6 protein-coding genes are annotated in these 16,055 nt (G+C 73.9%); 1 reads left to right on the top strand and 5 read right to left on the bottom strand.

Translation table 11 applies throughout. The annotated features are described in order from the left end of the window. Window positions 1-37: 37 nt before the first annotated feature. From ACZ50K_RS34700 to ACZ50K_RS34710, 3 genes are all read right to left on the bottom strand, one after another. A complete protein-coding gene (locus tag ACZ50K_RS34700; protein WP_468910838.1) occupies window positions 38-3,415 on the bottom strand; it encodes an amino acid adenylation domain-containing protein in 3,378 nt (1,125 codons plus the stop codon). Beyond that, complete coding sequence (locus tag ACZ50K_RS34705; RefSeq protein WP_468910840.1) at window positions 3,412-9,039, bottom strand: amino acid adenylation domain-containing protein; 5,628 nt, start codon at window positions 9,037-9,039, stop codon at window positions 3,412-3,414. The genes ACZ50K_RS34700 and ACZ50K_RS34705 overlap by 4 nt, the downstream gene beginning before the upstream one ends. A 223-nt stretch (window positions 9,040-9,262) precedes the next feature. After that, window positions 9,263-12,535: a non-ribosomal peptide synthetase gene (locus ACZ50K_RS34710; RefSeq protein WP_468910843.1), complete on the bottom strand. Its 3,273-nt coding sequence runs from the start codon at window positions 12,533-12,535 to the stop codon at window positions 9,263-9,265. A 591-nt stretch (window positions 12,536-13,126) separates the two neighbouring features. Between ACZ50K_RS34710 and ACZ50K_RS34715 the strand changes: the two genes are divergently transcribed. After that, window positions 13,127-13,846: an HAD family hydrolase gene (locus tag ACZ50K_RS34715; RefSeq protein ID WP_468910845.1), complete on the top strand. Its 720-nt coding sequence runs from the start codon at window positions 13,127-13,129 to the stop codon at window positions 13,844-13,846. Window positions 13,847-13,895: 49 nt separating this feature from the next. Here ACZ50K_RS34715 and ACZ50K_RS34720 read toward each other — a convergent pair whose 3' ends face one another. Together ACZ50K_RS34720 and ACZ50K_RS34725 are read right to left on the bottom strand one after the other, a co-directional pair. Then, window positions 13,896-15,317: a condensation domain-containing protein gene (locus ACZ50K_RS34720; protein ID WP_468910847.1), complete on the bottom strand. Its 1,422-nt coding sequence runs from the start codon at window positions 15,315-15,317 to the stop codon at window positions 13,896-13,898. Between the two features lie 97 nt (window positions 15,318-15,414). Next, complete coding sequence (locus ACZ50K_RS34725) at window positions 15,415-16,050, bottom strand: hypothetical protein (RefSeq protein ID WP_468910849.1); 636 nt, start codon at window positions 16,048-16,050, stop codon at window positions 15,415-15,417. Window positions 16,051-16,055: the final 5 nt, after the last annotated feature.

A 16,055-nucleotide genomic window follows, 5' to 3' on the forward strand; every position in this document is an offset into this window, starting at 1 on the left:
TCCGGGGTCGGGGCAGAACGGGTCGGGGCAGAACGGGTCAGGTCAGCCGGCCTGCGGCCTCCTCCTCGCTGAGGGCGTCGATCTCGGCGATCAACAGCGCCTCGATCCGGGCCGCGAGGGCTGCCGGGGTGGGGCTGTCGAAGACGTCGCGGACCGATACGTCGAGGCCGACCCCGGCCCGGATGCGGGCGGTGACCCGGGTGACCAGCAGCGAGTCCCCGCCGAGGGTGAGGAAGTCGTCGAGGACGCCGATCTTCGGCAGGCCCAGGACCTCCTGCCAGAGGTCCACGACGAGGGCCTCGGCGTCGGTACGGGGTGCCAGGTACCCGGTGCCGCCCGTGCCGTCCGGGTCCGGGGCGGGGTCGGGCAGGGCGGCGGTGTCGAGCTTCCCGTTGGTGGTGAGCGGGAGGGCGTCGAGGAGCACCACCGTGTCCGGCACCATGAAGGCGGGCAGGTTCAGGGCCAGGTGCTCGCGCAGCTCCGCCGGCCGTGGCGGGTCCTCGGGGCGCTGTCCGGCGGCCGTGCGGGGCACGGCGTAGCCGATCAGCCGGCGGCCGTCGCGGACCAGGACGGCCGCGGCGGCCACGGCCGGGTGGGCGGTGAGGGCGGCCTCGATCTCGGCGGGCTCGATCCGGTATCCGCGGATCTTCACCTGGTCGTCGGCTCGGCCGAGGAACTCCAGCTGGCCGTCGGTGCGCCAGCGGGCACGGTCCCCGGTCCGGTACATCCGGCCGTCGGGGGCGTCGGTGAACGGATCGTGCGGGAAGGCGGCCGCGGTGAGTTCGGGGCGGGCCAGGTAGCCGCGGGCCAGACCGCTGCCGCCGATGTACAGCTCGCCCTCGGATCCGGCGGGCAGCAGGTCGCCGCGTTCGTCCAGGAGGTAGAGCCGGACCCCGGGCAGCGGGCGGCCGAGCGGCGGCCGGCGGGCGGGCTCGGGGCTGTGGCCGGGGGCCCCTCCCCCGGGCACGAGGTCGCCGGCGGTGACGATGACGGTGGCCTCGGTCGGTCCGTAGGTGTTGACCAGCCGGACGGAGCCGCCGTGCTGCCGCCGCCATGCGGCCAGGGTGTCGGCGCGTGCCTCGGAGCCGCCGAGGACGACCAGGCGCAGGGCCGGCGGCCAGGGGGTCTCCTCCCCGAGCGAGACGAGTTCCTGCCAGTAGGCGGTGGGCAGGTCGAGTACGGTGACGGACCGTCCGGCCTCGCCGCGCAGCAGGTCGGGCAGGGTCCGGCCGCCGCCGGGCAGCAGGACCACGCAGGCGCCCGAGGTGAGGGCGGGCCAGATCTCCTCGGCGTGGGTGTCGAAGCCGATGGAGGCGAACTGGACGATCCGGTCCCCCGGCCGCAGGTCGTAGCCCTCGGGGCCGGCCATCCACCGTACGCGTGTCGCGAGCGCGGCGTGCTCGACGGCGACGCCCTTGGGGGTGCCGGTGGAGCCGGAGGTGTAGAGGACGTACGCGAGTCCGCCCGGCCGGGTCCCGGGCAGCGCGGCGGCCGGGGCCACCGCCGGTGCCGGGGCCGGTGCCTCCGGCCCGGGGACGCGGAGTTCGGGGACCCGGGGCCCGGCGTGGTCCGGCCCGGCGTGGTCCGGACCGGGACGTTCCGGCTCGGGGTGGGCCGGTTCCGGGTGCGTGCCGTCGGTGAGCAGCAGGACGGCGTCCGCTTCGGCCAGCATCAGCCGTCGGCGCTCGGCCGGGTGGGCCGGATCCAGGGGCAGATAGCCGGCGCCGGCCTTCCAGATCGCGAGCAGGGCGGTGACCAGGGCGAAGGAGGGTTCGATCCGGACGCCCACGACCCGGCCGGCGACCGGGCCGAGACGGGCGGCGAGCTCGTCCGAGGCCCGGTCGAGTTCGGCGTAGGTGCGGACCGCGCCCGCGCATTCGAGGGCGGGTGCGTCGGGCCGGGCGGCGACCTGCGCGGCGAACCCGCGCAGGATCGGATGGGCCTCCTCGGTGAGGGCGGGGCCGGCGCCGAGGGCCAGCAGTTCGGCGCGTTCCTCCGCCGGCACCAGCCAGTGTCCGTGCAGCGGGATCCGTGGGTCCGCGACGGCTCCGGCCAGCAGGGCGCGGACCCGGCGGGCCAGCGCCTCGACGGTGGCCCGCTCGAAGAGCTCCCGGTCGAAGCAGAAGGAGAGCGTCATCCCGCCGTCCGGGGTGCGCCAGCTGTCCAGCAGGAGGTCCGTCTTGGCCCGGTCGAAGCCGGAGTCCATGTCGGCCGTCCGGACTCCCTCGGGCAGCCCGGTCCGCTGGTCGGCTCCGGCCAGTTCGTACTGGCTCTGGTGGACGAACACCGCCTGGTAGAGCGGGCCCACGCCGGGGAGGACGGGCAGGTCCAGTTCGGCGGCCACCCGTTCCACCGGGATGTCCTGGTGGGTGAGCGCAGCCATGGTGGCGGAGCGGACCCGGCGCAGCACGGTCGTGAAGTCGGGGTCCCCGGTGAGGTCCGCGCGGATGACCCCGGTGCGGGAGAAGTAGCCGAGGAGGTCCTCGTGGGCGGTCTCGTTGCGGCCGGCGAGGGGGGTGCCGACGGCGAAGTCGTGGCTGCCGCTCCAGCGGGCGAGCACGCACTGGTAGGCGGCGAGGAGCACCATGAAGGGGGTGCAGCGCTGTTCGCGGGCCAGGGTGTCGATGCCGGCGGTGAGCTCGGGGTCGAGGGAGAGGTCGGCGAATCCGGCCGGATGGGTGGGGTCGGCGGGTCTGGGGTGGTCCAGGGGCATCCGCAGGGCGCCGATGCCGGCCAGCCGGGTGCTCCAGTGGCGGAAGGCCTCCTCGGCCGCGCCGCCGTCCAGCCGGGCGCGTTCGGCGAGCGCGAAGTCCCCGTACTGGAGCTTGAGTTGCGGCAGTTCGACGATGCCTTCGCCGATCTCCTCGCGGTAGAGGGCGAGGAGTTCGCGCCACAGCACGGTGAACGACCAGCCGTCGGAGACGATGTGGTGGACCACCAGGCTCAGGGCGTGCTCGTGCTCGCCCGCGCTGACCAGGACGGCGCGCAGCGGTGGCCGCTCGCCGAGGTCGAAGGGTGCGTTGACGTACGGGGCGCAGGCCGCGGTGAAGGACTCCTCCGCGGCGTCCGGGACCGGGATCCGTACGAGTTCGATCTCCCGTACGGGCTCGACGAGTTGGACGGGCTGTTCGCCCTCCAGCGCGAACCGCGTGCGGAGCACCTGGTGCCGGTCGGTGAGCCGGGTCAGGGCGGCGGCCAGGGCGCGCGGGTCGAGCGGGCCGCTCCAGCGGCGGTTGAGGTACATGTTGAACCCGGCGTCCTGCGGTTGCAGTTGCTGGAGGAACCAGAGCCTGCGCTGTTCGTCGGTCAGCGGGTACCGGGCGATCGGGGCGAGCACCGGGTGCGGACCAGGAGTCGGGGTCTGGGACTGGGCCGCGGCCTGGGCCGGGGCATGGGTCGGGGTCGGGGAGCTCATGCGTTCCTCTCGCTCTTCGCTCGGGCCTTCAGGGTTTCCAGGCCGATCAGGTCGTCGGACTCGGCGTCCGGGACTTCCCGGTCGAAGCGGGCCAGGACGGGGATGCAGAAGCTGATCAGGACCAGTGCGGCCATGGCGAGGCCGAACACCAGGTAGAGCAGGCCGATGCCGCGGCCGTCGCCGGTGCCGATCAGTGCGCCGACGCTGGAGGCCAGGGCCCCGCCCTCGTCCATCAGCGGCTGGAGGAGTTCCGGTCCGGCCGGGGCGACCAGGGCGAAGCCGATCGGCAGGGTGGACCAGGCGACCATGGTGTTCACCGCGATCACCCGGCCGTGGAAGCGCATCGGCACCTTGGTCTGGACGACCGTGGCGTAGATGCCGTTGAGCAGCGCCAGTCCGTAGGTCATGCCGAACGCGCCGAAGGCGACCACGGCCACGGAGGGCCGCAGGCCCGTGATGACGCAGGCGGCGGCCAGTCCGAGGGTGGCGAGCAGCACCCCGCGCAGCCGCATCCGGCGGGGTCCGCCCCACACCAGCAGGGTGAGGCCGCCGAGGACCGCGCCGAGGCCGGCCGCGGTGGAGACCCAGCCGGCCGCGGCCGTGGTCGAAAAGGACAGGACCAGCGGGGTGACGAGGAGGAAGAGCGGGGAGAGGAAGATGTTCAGTGCCGCGAACCAGAACAGCATGGCCCTGAAGTGGCGGCTGCCGAGGGCCCGTTGGAATCCGGCCCGGATCTCGGTGGCGACGCTCTCGCGTCGGGTGGCGGCCATGGCGTCGGGGAAGCGGACCGCCAGGGTGATGCCGGTGGCGAGCAGATAGCTGACCACGTCGAAGATCAGGATGCCGCCGAGGCCGATCACGTGCAGGATGCCGACCGCGATCAGCGGGACGAGGAACTGGGCGAGTCCGAGGGCCATCTGGACGACGCCGTTGGCGCGGCCCAGGAACCGCTTGGGCACCAGCTGGGGCACGGCCGAGCCCCAGGCGACGCGCTGGAAGGCGAGGGCGGCGGAGAGCAGGGAGATCATCACGTAGCAGTGCCAGATCGCCAGCGAGTCGCTGAGGTAGAGCACCAGCAGGGCCCCCTGGGTGAGTCCGGCCGCGACATCGCCCCACAGCATCACCCTGCGGCGGTCGCCGCGGTCGACGATGGCGCCGGCCAGCGGGGCGACCACGATGCCGGGCACCAGGCCGAAGGCGGCCAGCAGGCCCAGCTGGAACAGCGAACCGGTCTGCAGGTAGATCCAGATGGGCAGGGCGAACTCGGTGAGCGCCGAACCGATCATCGACAGCTGCTGGCCGGTGGCGACGGCCAGGAACCGGCCCATGGTCGGACGGACCGGGCGGCGGGCACGGGGACCCCCTCCGGCCCCGGCCTCCGGGCGGGGTTCCGGCTCGGTGTCGGGGGCCGTTCCGGCGGTGCCCCGGGACAGTCCGGCCAGCCACCAGGTGGCGTCGGGGGTGCGTTCGTGGCGCGCCTCCTCGCCCTCGGCGATGGACCGGTGCACCTCGGTGAGGATCCCGGCGAGTTCCCCCGCCCGGTACTTGAGGTAGAAGTGCCCGGCCTCGTCCAGGACCACCACGGCGGCGGTCCCGGTGATCCGGTGCCATTCGCGGAAGCGCTCCTGGTAGAACTCGGTCGCCGGGTCGCGGTCGCCGCAGACGGCGATGACGGGGGCCGCGATGGTGCCGCCCTCGCTCTCGTACAGGGTGCCGAAGTAGCGTTCGGCGCCCTTGGTGCCCACCCGGCGGTTGTGGACGATCAGCCGCAGCTGCTCCTCGTCGACCTCGTCCACGTCCAGGCCGGCCGCCGCCAGCGCGTTGATCATGCCCTGGTCGCTGCGGAGCCGGGCGGCCAGTTCGGTGAACCGTTCGGCGATCGCCGCGCCCCGGCCCTTGGGGCGGGCGAACGGGAAGATGCCGCCGAGGTGGACCGCTTCGATCTCGCGGCCGGCCGCCTCCAGCCGGCGGGCGATCTCCACGGTCAGCCGCACGCCGACCCCGCAGTGCCCGTAGAGCACCAGCGGGCCGGTGACCTCGGCGAGGATCTCCTCGGCGCAGAGCCGGGCGACCTCGTCGATGTCCATCGCCTCCTCGCCCAGTTCATGGCCGGGGACGGCGATGGAGTGCAGGGCCCAGTCCGCCGGCATGGCGTCGGCGAGCGGCTTGTAGATCAGTGCGCTGCCGCCGCCGTACGGGGCGCAGACCACGCTGGCGGTCACCCGGCGGCCCTGCGGGGTGAGCAGGTGCAGCAGCCGGCGCGGCCCGCGGTCGCCTTCGGGTGCGGACACCAGTTCGGCGAGCCGGCGTACCGTCGGATGCTTGAAGAGGTCCATCACGCTGACCGGGGTGGCCAGTTCGGGGAAGGCCCGGCGCATCCGGGCGACCACCTGGGTGGCGAGCAGGGAGTGGCCGCCGAGTTCGAAGAAGTCGTCGAGCGCGCCGACCTTCGGCAGTTCCAGCAGCTCCGCCCACATGGCGGCGATCACCTGCTCGGCGCCGGGCTCGGGGTCCACGTGCGTGCCGGGGGCCGGGCCCTCCGCGGGGGCGGGCAGTGCCTTCCGGTCCACCTTGCCGTGGGCGAGCAGCGGCAGCCGTTCCAGCACCACGTAGCGGGCGGGGACCATGTAGTCGGGCAGGACCTCGCCCAGTACGGCGCGCAGTTCGGCGGCGGTGGGCGGCTCGGTCGCCGCCTCCTCCCCGCCGGCCGGCCGCTCCAGGTACGCAACGAGGTTCTGCCGGACCCCCTCGCCGCGGGCCAGCACCACCGCCTGGGTGATGCCCGGAAGCGCGGTCAGCGCGGCCTCGATCTCACCGGGCTCCACCCGGTAGCCGCGCACCTTGATCTGGTCGTCGCCGCGCCCCAGGTACTCCAGCACCCCGTCGGAGCGCCAGCGGGCCAGATCGCCGGTGCGGTACATCCGCGGGCCGCCGACGGCCGAGGGATCGGCGTGCGGACCGGCGTGCGGGTGGTCGGTGTACGGGTCGGGCAGGAACCGTTCCGTGGTCAGGTCGGGCCGCCCCAGGTAGCCGCGGGCCAGCCGGTCCCCGCCCAGGTACAGCTCGCCGGTGACACCCGGCGGCACCGGGTTGCGGGCCTCGTCCAGGACATAGCAGCGGGCTCCGGCCAGCGGGCTGCCGATCGGCGTGCTGCCCGGCCCGGCCGGCTCGTCGCCGGTGATCTCGTGGACGGTGATCCCCACCGTCGCCTCGGTGGGCCCGTAGTGGTTGAACACCGCGCAGCGGCCCAGCGCGGCGATGTCCGACGCCCAGGTCAGACTGCTGGCCTCGCCGCCGAGGACCAGCGCACGGCGCGGCAGCAGCCGTTCCATGGGGGCGTCGGCGGTCAGCGCGGCCAGATGGGAGGGGGTCATCTTCAGGTAGTCGATGCCCGCCCGCTCGATCTCGGCGGCCAGCTCCACCCCCGCGATCCGGCGCGGCAGCAGATGGACCCGGCCGCCGGTGGTGAGCGCCAGATAGAGCATGGTCATGCTGAAGTCGAAGGACAGCGACTGGAGCAGTCCGAAGGAGGAACCGGGCTCGATCCGCAGCCTCTCGCCGGCCCCCGCAAGGTAGTTGAGGATCTGGCGGTGCTGTACGGCGACCCCCTTGGGTGCGCCGGTGGAGCCCGAGGTGTAGATCACGTAGGCCAGGTGGTCCGGACCGGACACCTCCTCCAGCGGCGCCCCGTCCTCCTCCGCCGGGTCCTGGGCCGCGCTGCCGGCCGTGCCGGTCAGCAGGTCCACGGCCGGGTGCTCGCCGAACCGGGGCCGCAGCACCGGATCGGTGATCAGCACCTTGGCCCCGGAGTCGGCGACCAGCCGGGCCAGCCGGGCCGGCGGCTGCTCGGGGTCGAGCGGCAGATAGCCGCCGCCGGCCTTCAGCACGGCGACCAGGGAGACCGCCAGCTCGGCCGACTGCTCCAGGCAGACCGCCACCCGGTCGTCCGCGCCCACGCCCAGCGCCCGCAGCCGACGGGCCATGGCGTTGGCCCGGCGGTCGAGGTCCCCGTAGCTCAGCGTGCTGTCCTCGAAGACCAGGGCCGGCGCCCCGGGGGTGCGGGCCGCGGTCCGGGCCAGGGCACCGGTGAGCGTGGCCGGGCCGCCCTCCGGCAGGGCGGGGCCGGTGGCCCAGGTCTCCAGTACGGCCGTCCGCTCGGCGTCCGTGAGCAGCGGGAGCCGGTCCAGCGGGAGCGCCGGGTCGGCGGTACCGGCCTCGGTCAGCAGCCGGAACCGCTCGATCAGGCGGTCGACGGTACCGGCCTCGAACAGGTCGGTGCGGTAGGTGAGCAGACCGTAGAGGCCCCCGTCGGACTCCTCGCGCATGTAGAGGGCGAGGTCGGCGTGGGTGGTGGTGGCCTCGTAGCCGAAGCCCTCGGCGGCCGGCCCGGACGGCCCGTCCGTCGCCGACCGGGCGGCGGCGGGGGTGGCGGCGCGGTCCCCGTAGTTCTGGAACGCGAAGGTGGTCTGGAAGACGGCGGCCCGGCTGACGTCCCGCTCCACCGCGAGATCGTTCACCATCTGCTCGAACGGCACCTCCTGGTGCGCGTAGGCGTCGAGCGTGGTCTCGCGGACCCGGCTGACCAGGCCCCCGAAGTCGAGCTCGGCCGAGAGCCGTGCCCGGATCGGCAGCATGTTGACGAACGCCCCCACCACGCCTTCGAGTTCGTGGTGCAGGCGGCCCGCGACGGCGGATCCGACGGCGAAGTCCCGCTGGCCGGAGTGGCGGCCCAGCAGGGTCTGGAACGCGGCCATCAGCACCATGTACGGGGAGGCGCCGTGGGCGCGCGCCACCTCGCCGATCCGCCGGAAGAGCTCCGGGCTCCAGCGGAACTCGGCGGCCGCCCCGTAGAAGGTGAACAGCGGGGGCCGGGGCCGGTCGGAGGGCAGCTCCAGTGCCGGTACGCCGTCGAGCTGGGCCCGCCAGTAGTCGCGCGAGGCGGCGAGCGGGCCGTTCTCCAGACGGTCCCGCTGCCAGGCGGCGTAGTCACCGAACTGGACCGGCAGCGGCGGGAGTTCGCCCGGCGTGCCGTGGGCGTGGTGGGCGTAGCGGAGGTCGAGTTCGCGGTTGAGGAGGTCGATGGACCAGCCGTCGCAGATGATGTGGTGCATCACCAGGGCGAGGACGTGGTCCTCCTCGGCGATCCGGACCACCAGGACGCGCAGCAGCGGGCCGGTCTGGAGGTCGAAGGGCTCGGCGATGAGGGCGCCGAGTTCGGCGGCGGCGCGCGCGGCCGGGTCCGGATCCGCGCTGGCGTCCAGGTGCTGGGCGGCGAACAGGCCGGGCTCGGCGACGCAGACCTCCGCGGTCCCGGCCTCGGTGGTGCGGAAGGTCATCCGCAGGCTCTCGTGCCGGGTGACCAGGTCGGTCAGCGCGGCGTCCAGCGCGGCGCGGTCGAAGGGACCGCGGAGCCGGCGGGCCGGTGCCAGGGTGTAGGCGGTGGAGCCGGGGTCGAACTGGTCCATGAACCAGAGGCGCTCCTGGCCACTGGAGAGGGGTGGTGCGGTGTCCGCCGGGCGGGGATCCACCACTCTGGCGGGGGCCGCGGTGCCCCGCAGCCGCTGGCTGAGCAGCGCGCGCTTGGCTGCGGACCAGCCGGTGGGCAGGTCCTGGGTATCCGTCATCGGTTTCCTGTTCGGACGTTCGGCAGGGGAATCGAGAAGCGAGGGGTACGGACGCGAGGGAGCGCGCAGGTGAAGGGGCGCGGGGCTCGGGGGCGCGGGCGCGAAGGGGTCGGGGCCCGGGCCGAGCCAGGCCCGGCATCGAGGCCGGCCCGGGCCGGCCCGGCGGGTGCCCGCGACCGGCGCCCCGGGGTGGGGCGCCGGGCTCGGGCGCGGGGCGCCGGGTCTAACGGCGCTCGTGGACGGCGGCGGCGATGCCGGCCGGGGTGGGGACGTCGAAGAACACGTCGAAGTCGACTTCCACGCCCAGCGCGTCGCGGATCCGGGCGGCGATCTGGACCACGGTGAGGGAATGCCCGCCGAGGTCGAACAGGTCGTCCTCGGGGCCGACCTCGGGGAGGTTGAGCACCTCGGCCCAGATCCGCCGGACGGTACCGAGCGTCGCGTCCCCCTCGCCCGCGCCTTCTGCTTCGGCGCGCCCGGCGCCGTCGGTTTCGCCCACCGCCGGGGCTTCGCGCGGCGGGATCGGCAGGGCCCGCCGGTCCAGCTTGCCGTTCGGGGTGAGGGGCAGCCGCTCCATGGTGAGCCAGCGCTGCGGGACCATGGCCGCGGGCAGTGTACGGATCAGGTGGGCGCGCAGGTCGGCGGGGGCGGGCCGGGCGGCCCCGGCGGCCGGGACCAGATAGCCGGCCAGGAAGGGCTCCCCGTCCTCCTCGACCCGGACGGCGACGGCCGCCTGGGCCAGGTCCGGGTGTTCCAGCAGGGCGGACTCGATCTCGCCGAGCTCGATCCGGTGGCCGCGGATCTTGACCTGGTCGTCCGCCCGGCCCAGGAATTCGAGCTCCCCGCCCGGGGTCAGCACGGCGCGGTCCCCGGTGCGGTAGAGCCGGCCGCCGGGCGGGCCGAACGGGTCCGGCACGAAGCGCTCGGTGGTGAGCTCTGGGCGGCCGAGATAGCCCTCGGCGACCCCGTCCCCGCCGATCAGCAGCTCTCCGGGAATGCCGAGCGGGGTCGGGTTGAGCCGCTCGTCGACCACGTAGACCTGGGTGTTGGCGATCGGGCGGCCGATGCCCACCTCCCGCGGGTCGGCGGGGATCTCGGCGCAGGTGGACCAGATGGTGGTCTCGGTGGGCCCGTACACGTTGAACAGCCGGGCGGTGCACGCCCGCAGTTCCCGGGCGAGCGGCAGGGGAAGCGCCTCGCCGCCGGCCAGACCGGTGACACCGGAGAGCGCGTCCGTGGCGGTCCCCGCGGCGAGCATCACCCGCCATCCGGAAGGGGTGGCCTGGACGTGGGTGACGCCCTGCTCCTCGATCAGCGCGAGCAGTCCGGGGCCGTCGAGGGCGAGGCCGTCCGGGGCCAGCACCAGCCGACCCCCGGTGATCAGCGGCAGGTAGAGCTCCAGCGCGGAGATGTCGAACGAGAGCGAGGTCAGGCCGAGCCAGGCGTGTCCGGGCTCGGAGTCGAGCCGGTCGGCGAAGGAGGTGAGCAGGTTGACCAGGGCCCGGTGGCCGACGGCCACCCCCTTGGGGCGGCCGGTGGAGCCGGAGGTGTACAGAACGTACGCCAGGTCTTCCGGGCCGGGGGCGGAGTCCGGGGCAGGCACGGTCTCCGGGGCGGGCGCGGTGGCGGTGGCGGTGGTGGCGGTGGCGGTGGCGGTGGCGGTGGGGAGCCCGCTCCCGGCGTCCGGTGCGGCGGGGAGCCGCAGGACGGCCGGGGCGGCTTCGGCGACGGAGGGCGCGGGCTCGCGGTCGGCGAGCACCAGCACGGCTCCGGAGTCGCGCAGCACCAGGGCCAGACGCTCGGCCGGGTAGCCGGGGTCCAGCGGCAGGTACGCGGCGCCGGCGGCGAGGACGGCGAGCAGCGCGGCGGGCAGGTCGGCGGTGCGGTCCAGGTGGAGGGCGACCAGATCGCCCGGCCGAACCCCGCCGGCCCGCAGCACGGCTGCCAACTGGTCCGCACGGCGCAGGAGTTCGCGGTAGCTGAGGTTGCGGCCCGCGTTGCTGACCGCGATCGCCGCGGGGGTGGCGGCGGCCTGGGCGCGGATCAGATCGAGGACGGTCCGGTCGGCGGGGTAGGGGCGGCCGGTGTCGTTCGGCCCCGTGGTGACGGCCCGGAGTTCGGCCGCGTCCAGCAGGGGCAGGTCCACCAGTCTGGCTTCGGGCGTGGCGACCGCGCCGGCCAGCAGGGTGCGGTAGTGGGTGGCGATCCGGCGGGCGGCGTCCGGGTCGAGCGCGGTCGGGTCGTACTGAAGGCTGAACTCGAAGCCGCCGAAGGGGACTTCGCCGAAACCCGAGGTGTCGGGCGTGTCGGGTCTGTCGGACGTGTCGGTGGTGGCGGTGACGGCGGTGGCGCCGGGGGCTTCGACGATCTGGAGGTGGAGGGTGTTGCGGGCGACACGGTTGTGGACGGCCCAGCCGATCCGGGCGCCGGTGTCGCCGAAGTCGGGGTCGGGGCCGCGGCGGCGGTATCCGAGCGAGACCGGGGTCAGGCCGATCCGGGGGCCGAGGCCGGTGACCGCCGCCCCGAAGGGCACACCGCGGAAGGGATAGCCGGCGCGCAGCTCGGCCCGGACGGCCGCGGCGAAGTCGGCGAAGGTTCCCGATTCCCCGGTTCCCGATTCCTCGTCGGAGGCGGGGGCGTGAACCGGCAGTTCGTTGACGAACATGCCTATCTCCCCAGCCAGTTCGGGGGTGCGGGTGGACAGCGGGACGGACACCGGCACGGCCTCGCCGCCGTAGCGGCGCAGCAGGCCGTGCAGGGTGGCGAGCAGGAACTCGAACGCGGTGGTTCCGGTGCGGGTGGCGGCCGCGTGCAGTCGCTCGGCCCCGGCCCCGTCGAGCCGCCATTCGACGGACTCGCCGGGCCCGGCGGCGGTCCCGGTGCGCGGCGCGCCCGGGAGTACCGGCTCGCCGGCCGCGGCCCAGCGCGGCCCGTACCAGTCGGCGGCCCGGCGGACGGTCTCCGGATCCACGGCCGGTCCGGCCGTCTCCGTCGGCTCGGCGGCCGCGGGAGGAAGCCCTGCCGGGCCGTAGGCGGCGGCGAGGTCCCGGACCAGGATGTCCTTGGAACCGCCGTCGAAGACCGCGTGGTGTGCGGTGACCAGCAGTTCGGCGCTGCCGTCGGAGCGCCGGTAGAGGGCGAACCGGCTGAGCGGTCCGGTCTCCAGGGCGAAGGGGGCGGCGGCCTCCTCCAACAGCGCTTTCTCCAGGTCGGGTTCGTCGGCCGGCGCCTCGTGGACGGCGAGCCCGGGCCGCTGTGCGGCGGGTTCCCGGCAGACCTTGCCGGCGTGTTCCACCAGCCGGGCGGCGAGTGCCGGATGGCGTGTCACCAGCGTGTCGACCGCGCGGCTCAGCACCACCGGGTCGATCCGGTCGAAGGAGATCCTCATGGGCATGTGGAACGCCTCGCGGGCCAGGCCCAGCCGATCGGTCAGCCATACGCCCTGCTGGGCCGGGGAGGCCGGGAGGCGGTCGGGATCGGAGAGGAGTTCGGACATCGGCGGCTCACTTAGGACGTCGGAGCGGAGCGGAGGAGCGGCACGGGTGACCGTGGTCAAGAGGTCGAGAAGGCAGAGAGTCTTCGGGTCGGGAGGTCAGGCCGTCAGGAAGTCAGGAAGTCGGGAAGTCAGGTCGGATTTCGGCCGCCGAGCGCGGAGGCCCACCCCCCAGTGGGCCGGCCGGTGGCCGTGAGCGGTCAGGACCGCCGGACACCCCAGGATGCCCCGGGGCGTCTGGAATCTCCGGCCCCGCCCGATGAAGACCATTGGTCCAGACCTGTCGAGAGATTCGCACAACGCCCCAGCACCGTCAAGGCCCGTCCACAGCCCGGAATCCACCACCATGTGCGGATCGAGCTGCACGGACTTCTACCCAAACATCCTTGACCATGATCAAATTTGACGGTTCATCAACTTACGTTCATTCGCTGCTGGAACGCTCGCAACCGCGCGACTCCGCAGCGCTACGCGGGTGGCTTCCAAGCCACTGCGGAACCACCCTCGCGCCCGGCCGCTCCGCTCCCGGTGCCTCCAGAACGATCACCGTCGCAAAGGGGCCGCCGCCGGCCCACCGCCCCGTACGATCGCGGCATGGTCAAAGGGGTGATGTTCGACTTCTCCGGCACTCTGCTCCGCATCGAATCGACCGAGGAGTGGTTCGGCGCGGTGCTGCACGCCGCCGGACTCCCACTGCCGGCCGCGGAGTTCGCCGAGCGGGTGCGACGGCTCACCGAGTACGGGGCCCTGCCCGGCGGCCCGGCACCGCTGCGCGTCCCCGCGCATCTGGAAGCGGCGTGGCGGGAGCGCGATCTGAGCGCCGCCCGGCACCACGCCGCGTACACCGCGCTGGCCCGCGAAGCCGGCCTGCCCGCACCGGATATGGCGCGGGCGCTCTACGACCGGCACCGGGAACCCGCCGCCTGGCGGCCCTACCCGGACACCGGGCCCACCCTGCGCGAGCTGCGCCGGCGCGGGATCCCGGTGGCCGTGGTCAGCAACATCGGATGGGACCTCCGGCCGGTCTTCCGCGCGCACGGGCTGGACGGCCTGGTCGACACCTATGCGCTCTCGTTCGAGCTCGGCGTCCAGAAGCCCGACCCGGCGATCTTCCGGACCGCCTGCGACCGCCTCGGCCTGTCACCCGCCGAGGTCCTGATGGTCGGCGACGACCGCACCGCGGACGGCGGCGCCCGCGCCCTGGGCTGCCCGGTCCACTTCGTCGACCACCTGCCGGTCGATCAGCGCCCGACCGGCCTGACCCAGGTCCTGGACCTCCTCGGGCCACCCGGACCCAGGCCCGGGCCCGGGTAGCCGTCGCCCCGCCGCACCCCGCCCCGCACAGGGAACCCGTCCCCCGCCCTCACACGGTCCGCTCCAGCAGCGCGCCCTCCCGCGCGGGGTTCCCGGTCCGCGCCGCGTCCCGCAGGATCTCCCGTACCCGGCGCACGAACCGCTCCATGTTCATGGCCGCGATATCGGTGTCGGGATGGCGGGCGAACAGGTACAGCCCGTCCAGGGTGCGGTTGACCCAGACGCACGACTTGCCGCTGTCCGAGATCCGCACCACCACCTGGGCGTTCTGCCGCTGCCAGTCGGCGGCCCCGTTGAAGCCGGTCAGGTCCATGTAGGACATCAGCGAGAACGGATCGGGCGAGGTCTTCTTGAAGTCCACCCCCAGCAGCTCGCAGACCCGGAAGAACGGCACCCGCGCCACCTGCCGGGCCTCCCGGGCCGCCTGCCGGGCCAGCCGGACCGCCGTACGGAAGTCGCAGTCGGGCGTCAGGTCGATCTCCACCGGGCCGGCGTCCACGTACCAGCCTACGGAGGAGGTCCACTCGGCACGCGACCGGCTCTGGAAGGGCACCACCGTGCGGTACGGGGACGGCGCGCCCAGCTGCCGGGCGGCGAGCGCGGCCGCCGCGAGCACCCCGGTGAGCAGCACCCCGCGCTCGGCCCGACAGACGGCCGCGACCGCGTCCGTCTCCTCCGGATCCAGCAGCCACTCGAACACCGAACGCTGGGGCAGGAGTTCGCCCTCACGGGTGCCCAGCGGAAGCGGGAAGTCCGGGGGGCTGCCGCCGCTGTCGGCGATGAACCTCTCCCAGAACCGGACCGCCGGATGCTCCCGGCCGATCAGCGCGGCCGACTCCCGCTCGTGGTGGCTGTAGTCCAGATGACTGCCGGTCACTTCGAGTTCGGGTGTGCGCCGTTCGAGGGCCGCAAGGTAGAGCGTACGGATCTCGTGGACCAGCTCGAAGATCGTGTATCCGTCCACATGGCTGTGGTCGCTGGCGATCAGGATGGTCGCGGAGTCGGCGCGCTGCACCGTCTCGATGACGTAGTTGGGCCACTTCAGGGTGTGCGTCCCGGCGTCCAGCCGGTCCCTGAGGAACCGGTTGAGCACCAGGGGGTCGCGGAACTCCCCCAGTTCCGTACTGCTGATGCCGATGCTGTCGAACGGCACGGTGAACCGGTGCAGTTCGTCCCCGTCACTGCGGAACCCGCTGCGCAGGGTCTCGTGTCTGCCGATCCAGCTTCTGAGCGTACGCCCGAAGGCCTCCACGTCCAGTCGGCCCGGCATCTCGAAGGCCACACCGACCCAGTCGGCCGTGCGGGCCCCCCGCTGCTGGAGGCGGGCCATCGTGCGGATATGGGATTCCTGGTTGTAGGAGGGGGGAGCCACATCCCGTTGGGCCCGGTCCGCAGCCGCGAGTGCGGTTGGCGACAGCGTCCACTCCCGGACCTGTCCGGGCCGCACGAGGTACTGGTCGAGCTCGGTCATCTTCACCCCCGGAACAACGAGCCTCCCTGACCGAGGGCACTACACGGCCACCACCAGCCGAAACTTCGGCCCCGCACGGAGGGGCGCACAAGGGGGCTCATCCCGTATGGGCCGTGAGGGCCTGGTGGAGGGTCGTGTGGAGGGTGTTCGGGTCGTCGGCGTGCAGGCGGATCAGGTGGACGGGGCGGGGTGCGCCGAGGAAGGTCGGGGCGTCGACGGGCTCGGTGAGCCGCAGGGTGACGGAGGTCTGGGAGCCGATCGGGAGGTTCAGCTCCCCCTCCGTCTTCTCGTGGGTGAAGCGGGTTTCCCGGCGGACGGAGGCGATGGTGTCGAGCGGGATGCGGAGGTCGACGCCGGCGGCCTGCCGGATGCGCAGGGTGGTGCCGGTCAGGGTGTGCGGCCTGGTGCGGGAGGCCGCGTGCAGGCCGAGGACGAAGAGGACCGTGTAGACGTCCACGACCAGCATCACGGTGTGGACCACCGGCCAGTCGGCGAGCAGATAGGTCAGGGCCACGGTCTCGACCACGCAGGCGAAGGTGAGCCCGTACATCATGGCGGCCTGGTCCCGGCCGTGGGTGAACACCGTGTCCGCCCGGTCGGTGCCGTGGGGGCGGCGGGCGATCCATCGGACGAGGCTCTCGGCGATCCGCGCCTCGTGCGCGAGGAACCGCAGGGCGGGCGAGGGGCCGCGCCGGGGGGCGGGTGCGGCGGGTGCCGCGGGGGTGGTGGTCATCTCGG

The sequence above is a fragment of the Streptomyces sp. NPDC033845 genome (assembly GCF_055576225.1).

What these genes read in the sequence shown, in the direction of transcription:
- ACZ50K_RS34700 (WP_468910838.1), bottom strand. Translation starts at nt 3,415, where the DNA reads ATGAGCTCCCCGACCCCGACCCATGCCCCGGCCCAGGCCGCGGCCCAG.
- ACZ50K_RS34705 (WP_468910840.1), bottom strand. Translation starts at nt 9,039, where the DNA reads ATGACGGATACCCAGGACCTGCCCACCGGCTGGTCCGCAGCCAAGCGC.
- ACZ50K_RS34710 (WP_468910843.1), bottom strand. Translation starts at nt 12,535, where the DNA reads ATGTCCGAACTCCTCTCCGATCCCGACCGCCTCCCGGCCTCCCCGGCC.
- ACZ50K_RS34715 (WP_468910845.1), top strand. Translation starts at nt 13,127, where the DNA reads ATGGTCAAAGGGGTGATGTTCGACTTCTCCGGCACTCTGCTCCGCATC.
- ACZ50K_RS34720 (WP_468910847.1), bottom strand. Translation starts at nt 15,317, where the DNA reads ATGACCGAGCTCGACCAGTACCTCGTGCGGCCCGGACAGGTCCGGGAG.
- ACZ50K_RS34725 (WP_468910849.1), bottom strand. Translation starts at nt 16,050, where the DNA reads ATGACCACCACCCCCGCGGCACCCGCCGCACCCGCCCCCCGGCGCGGC.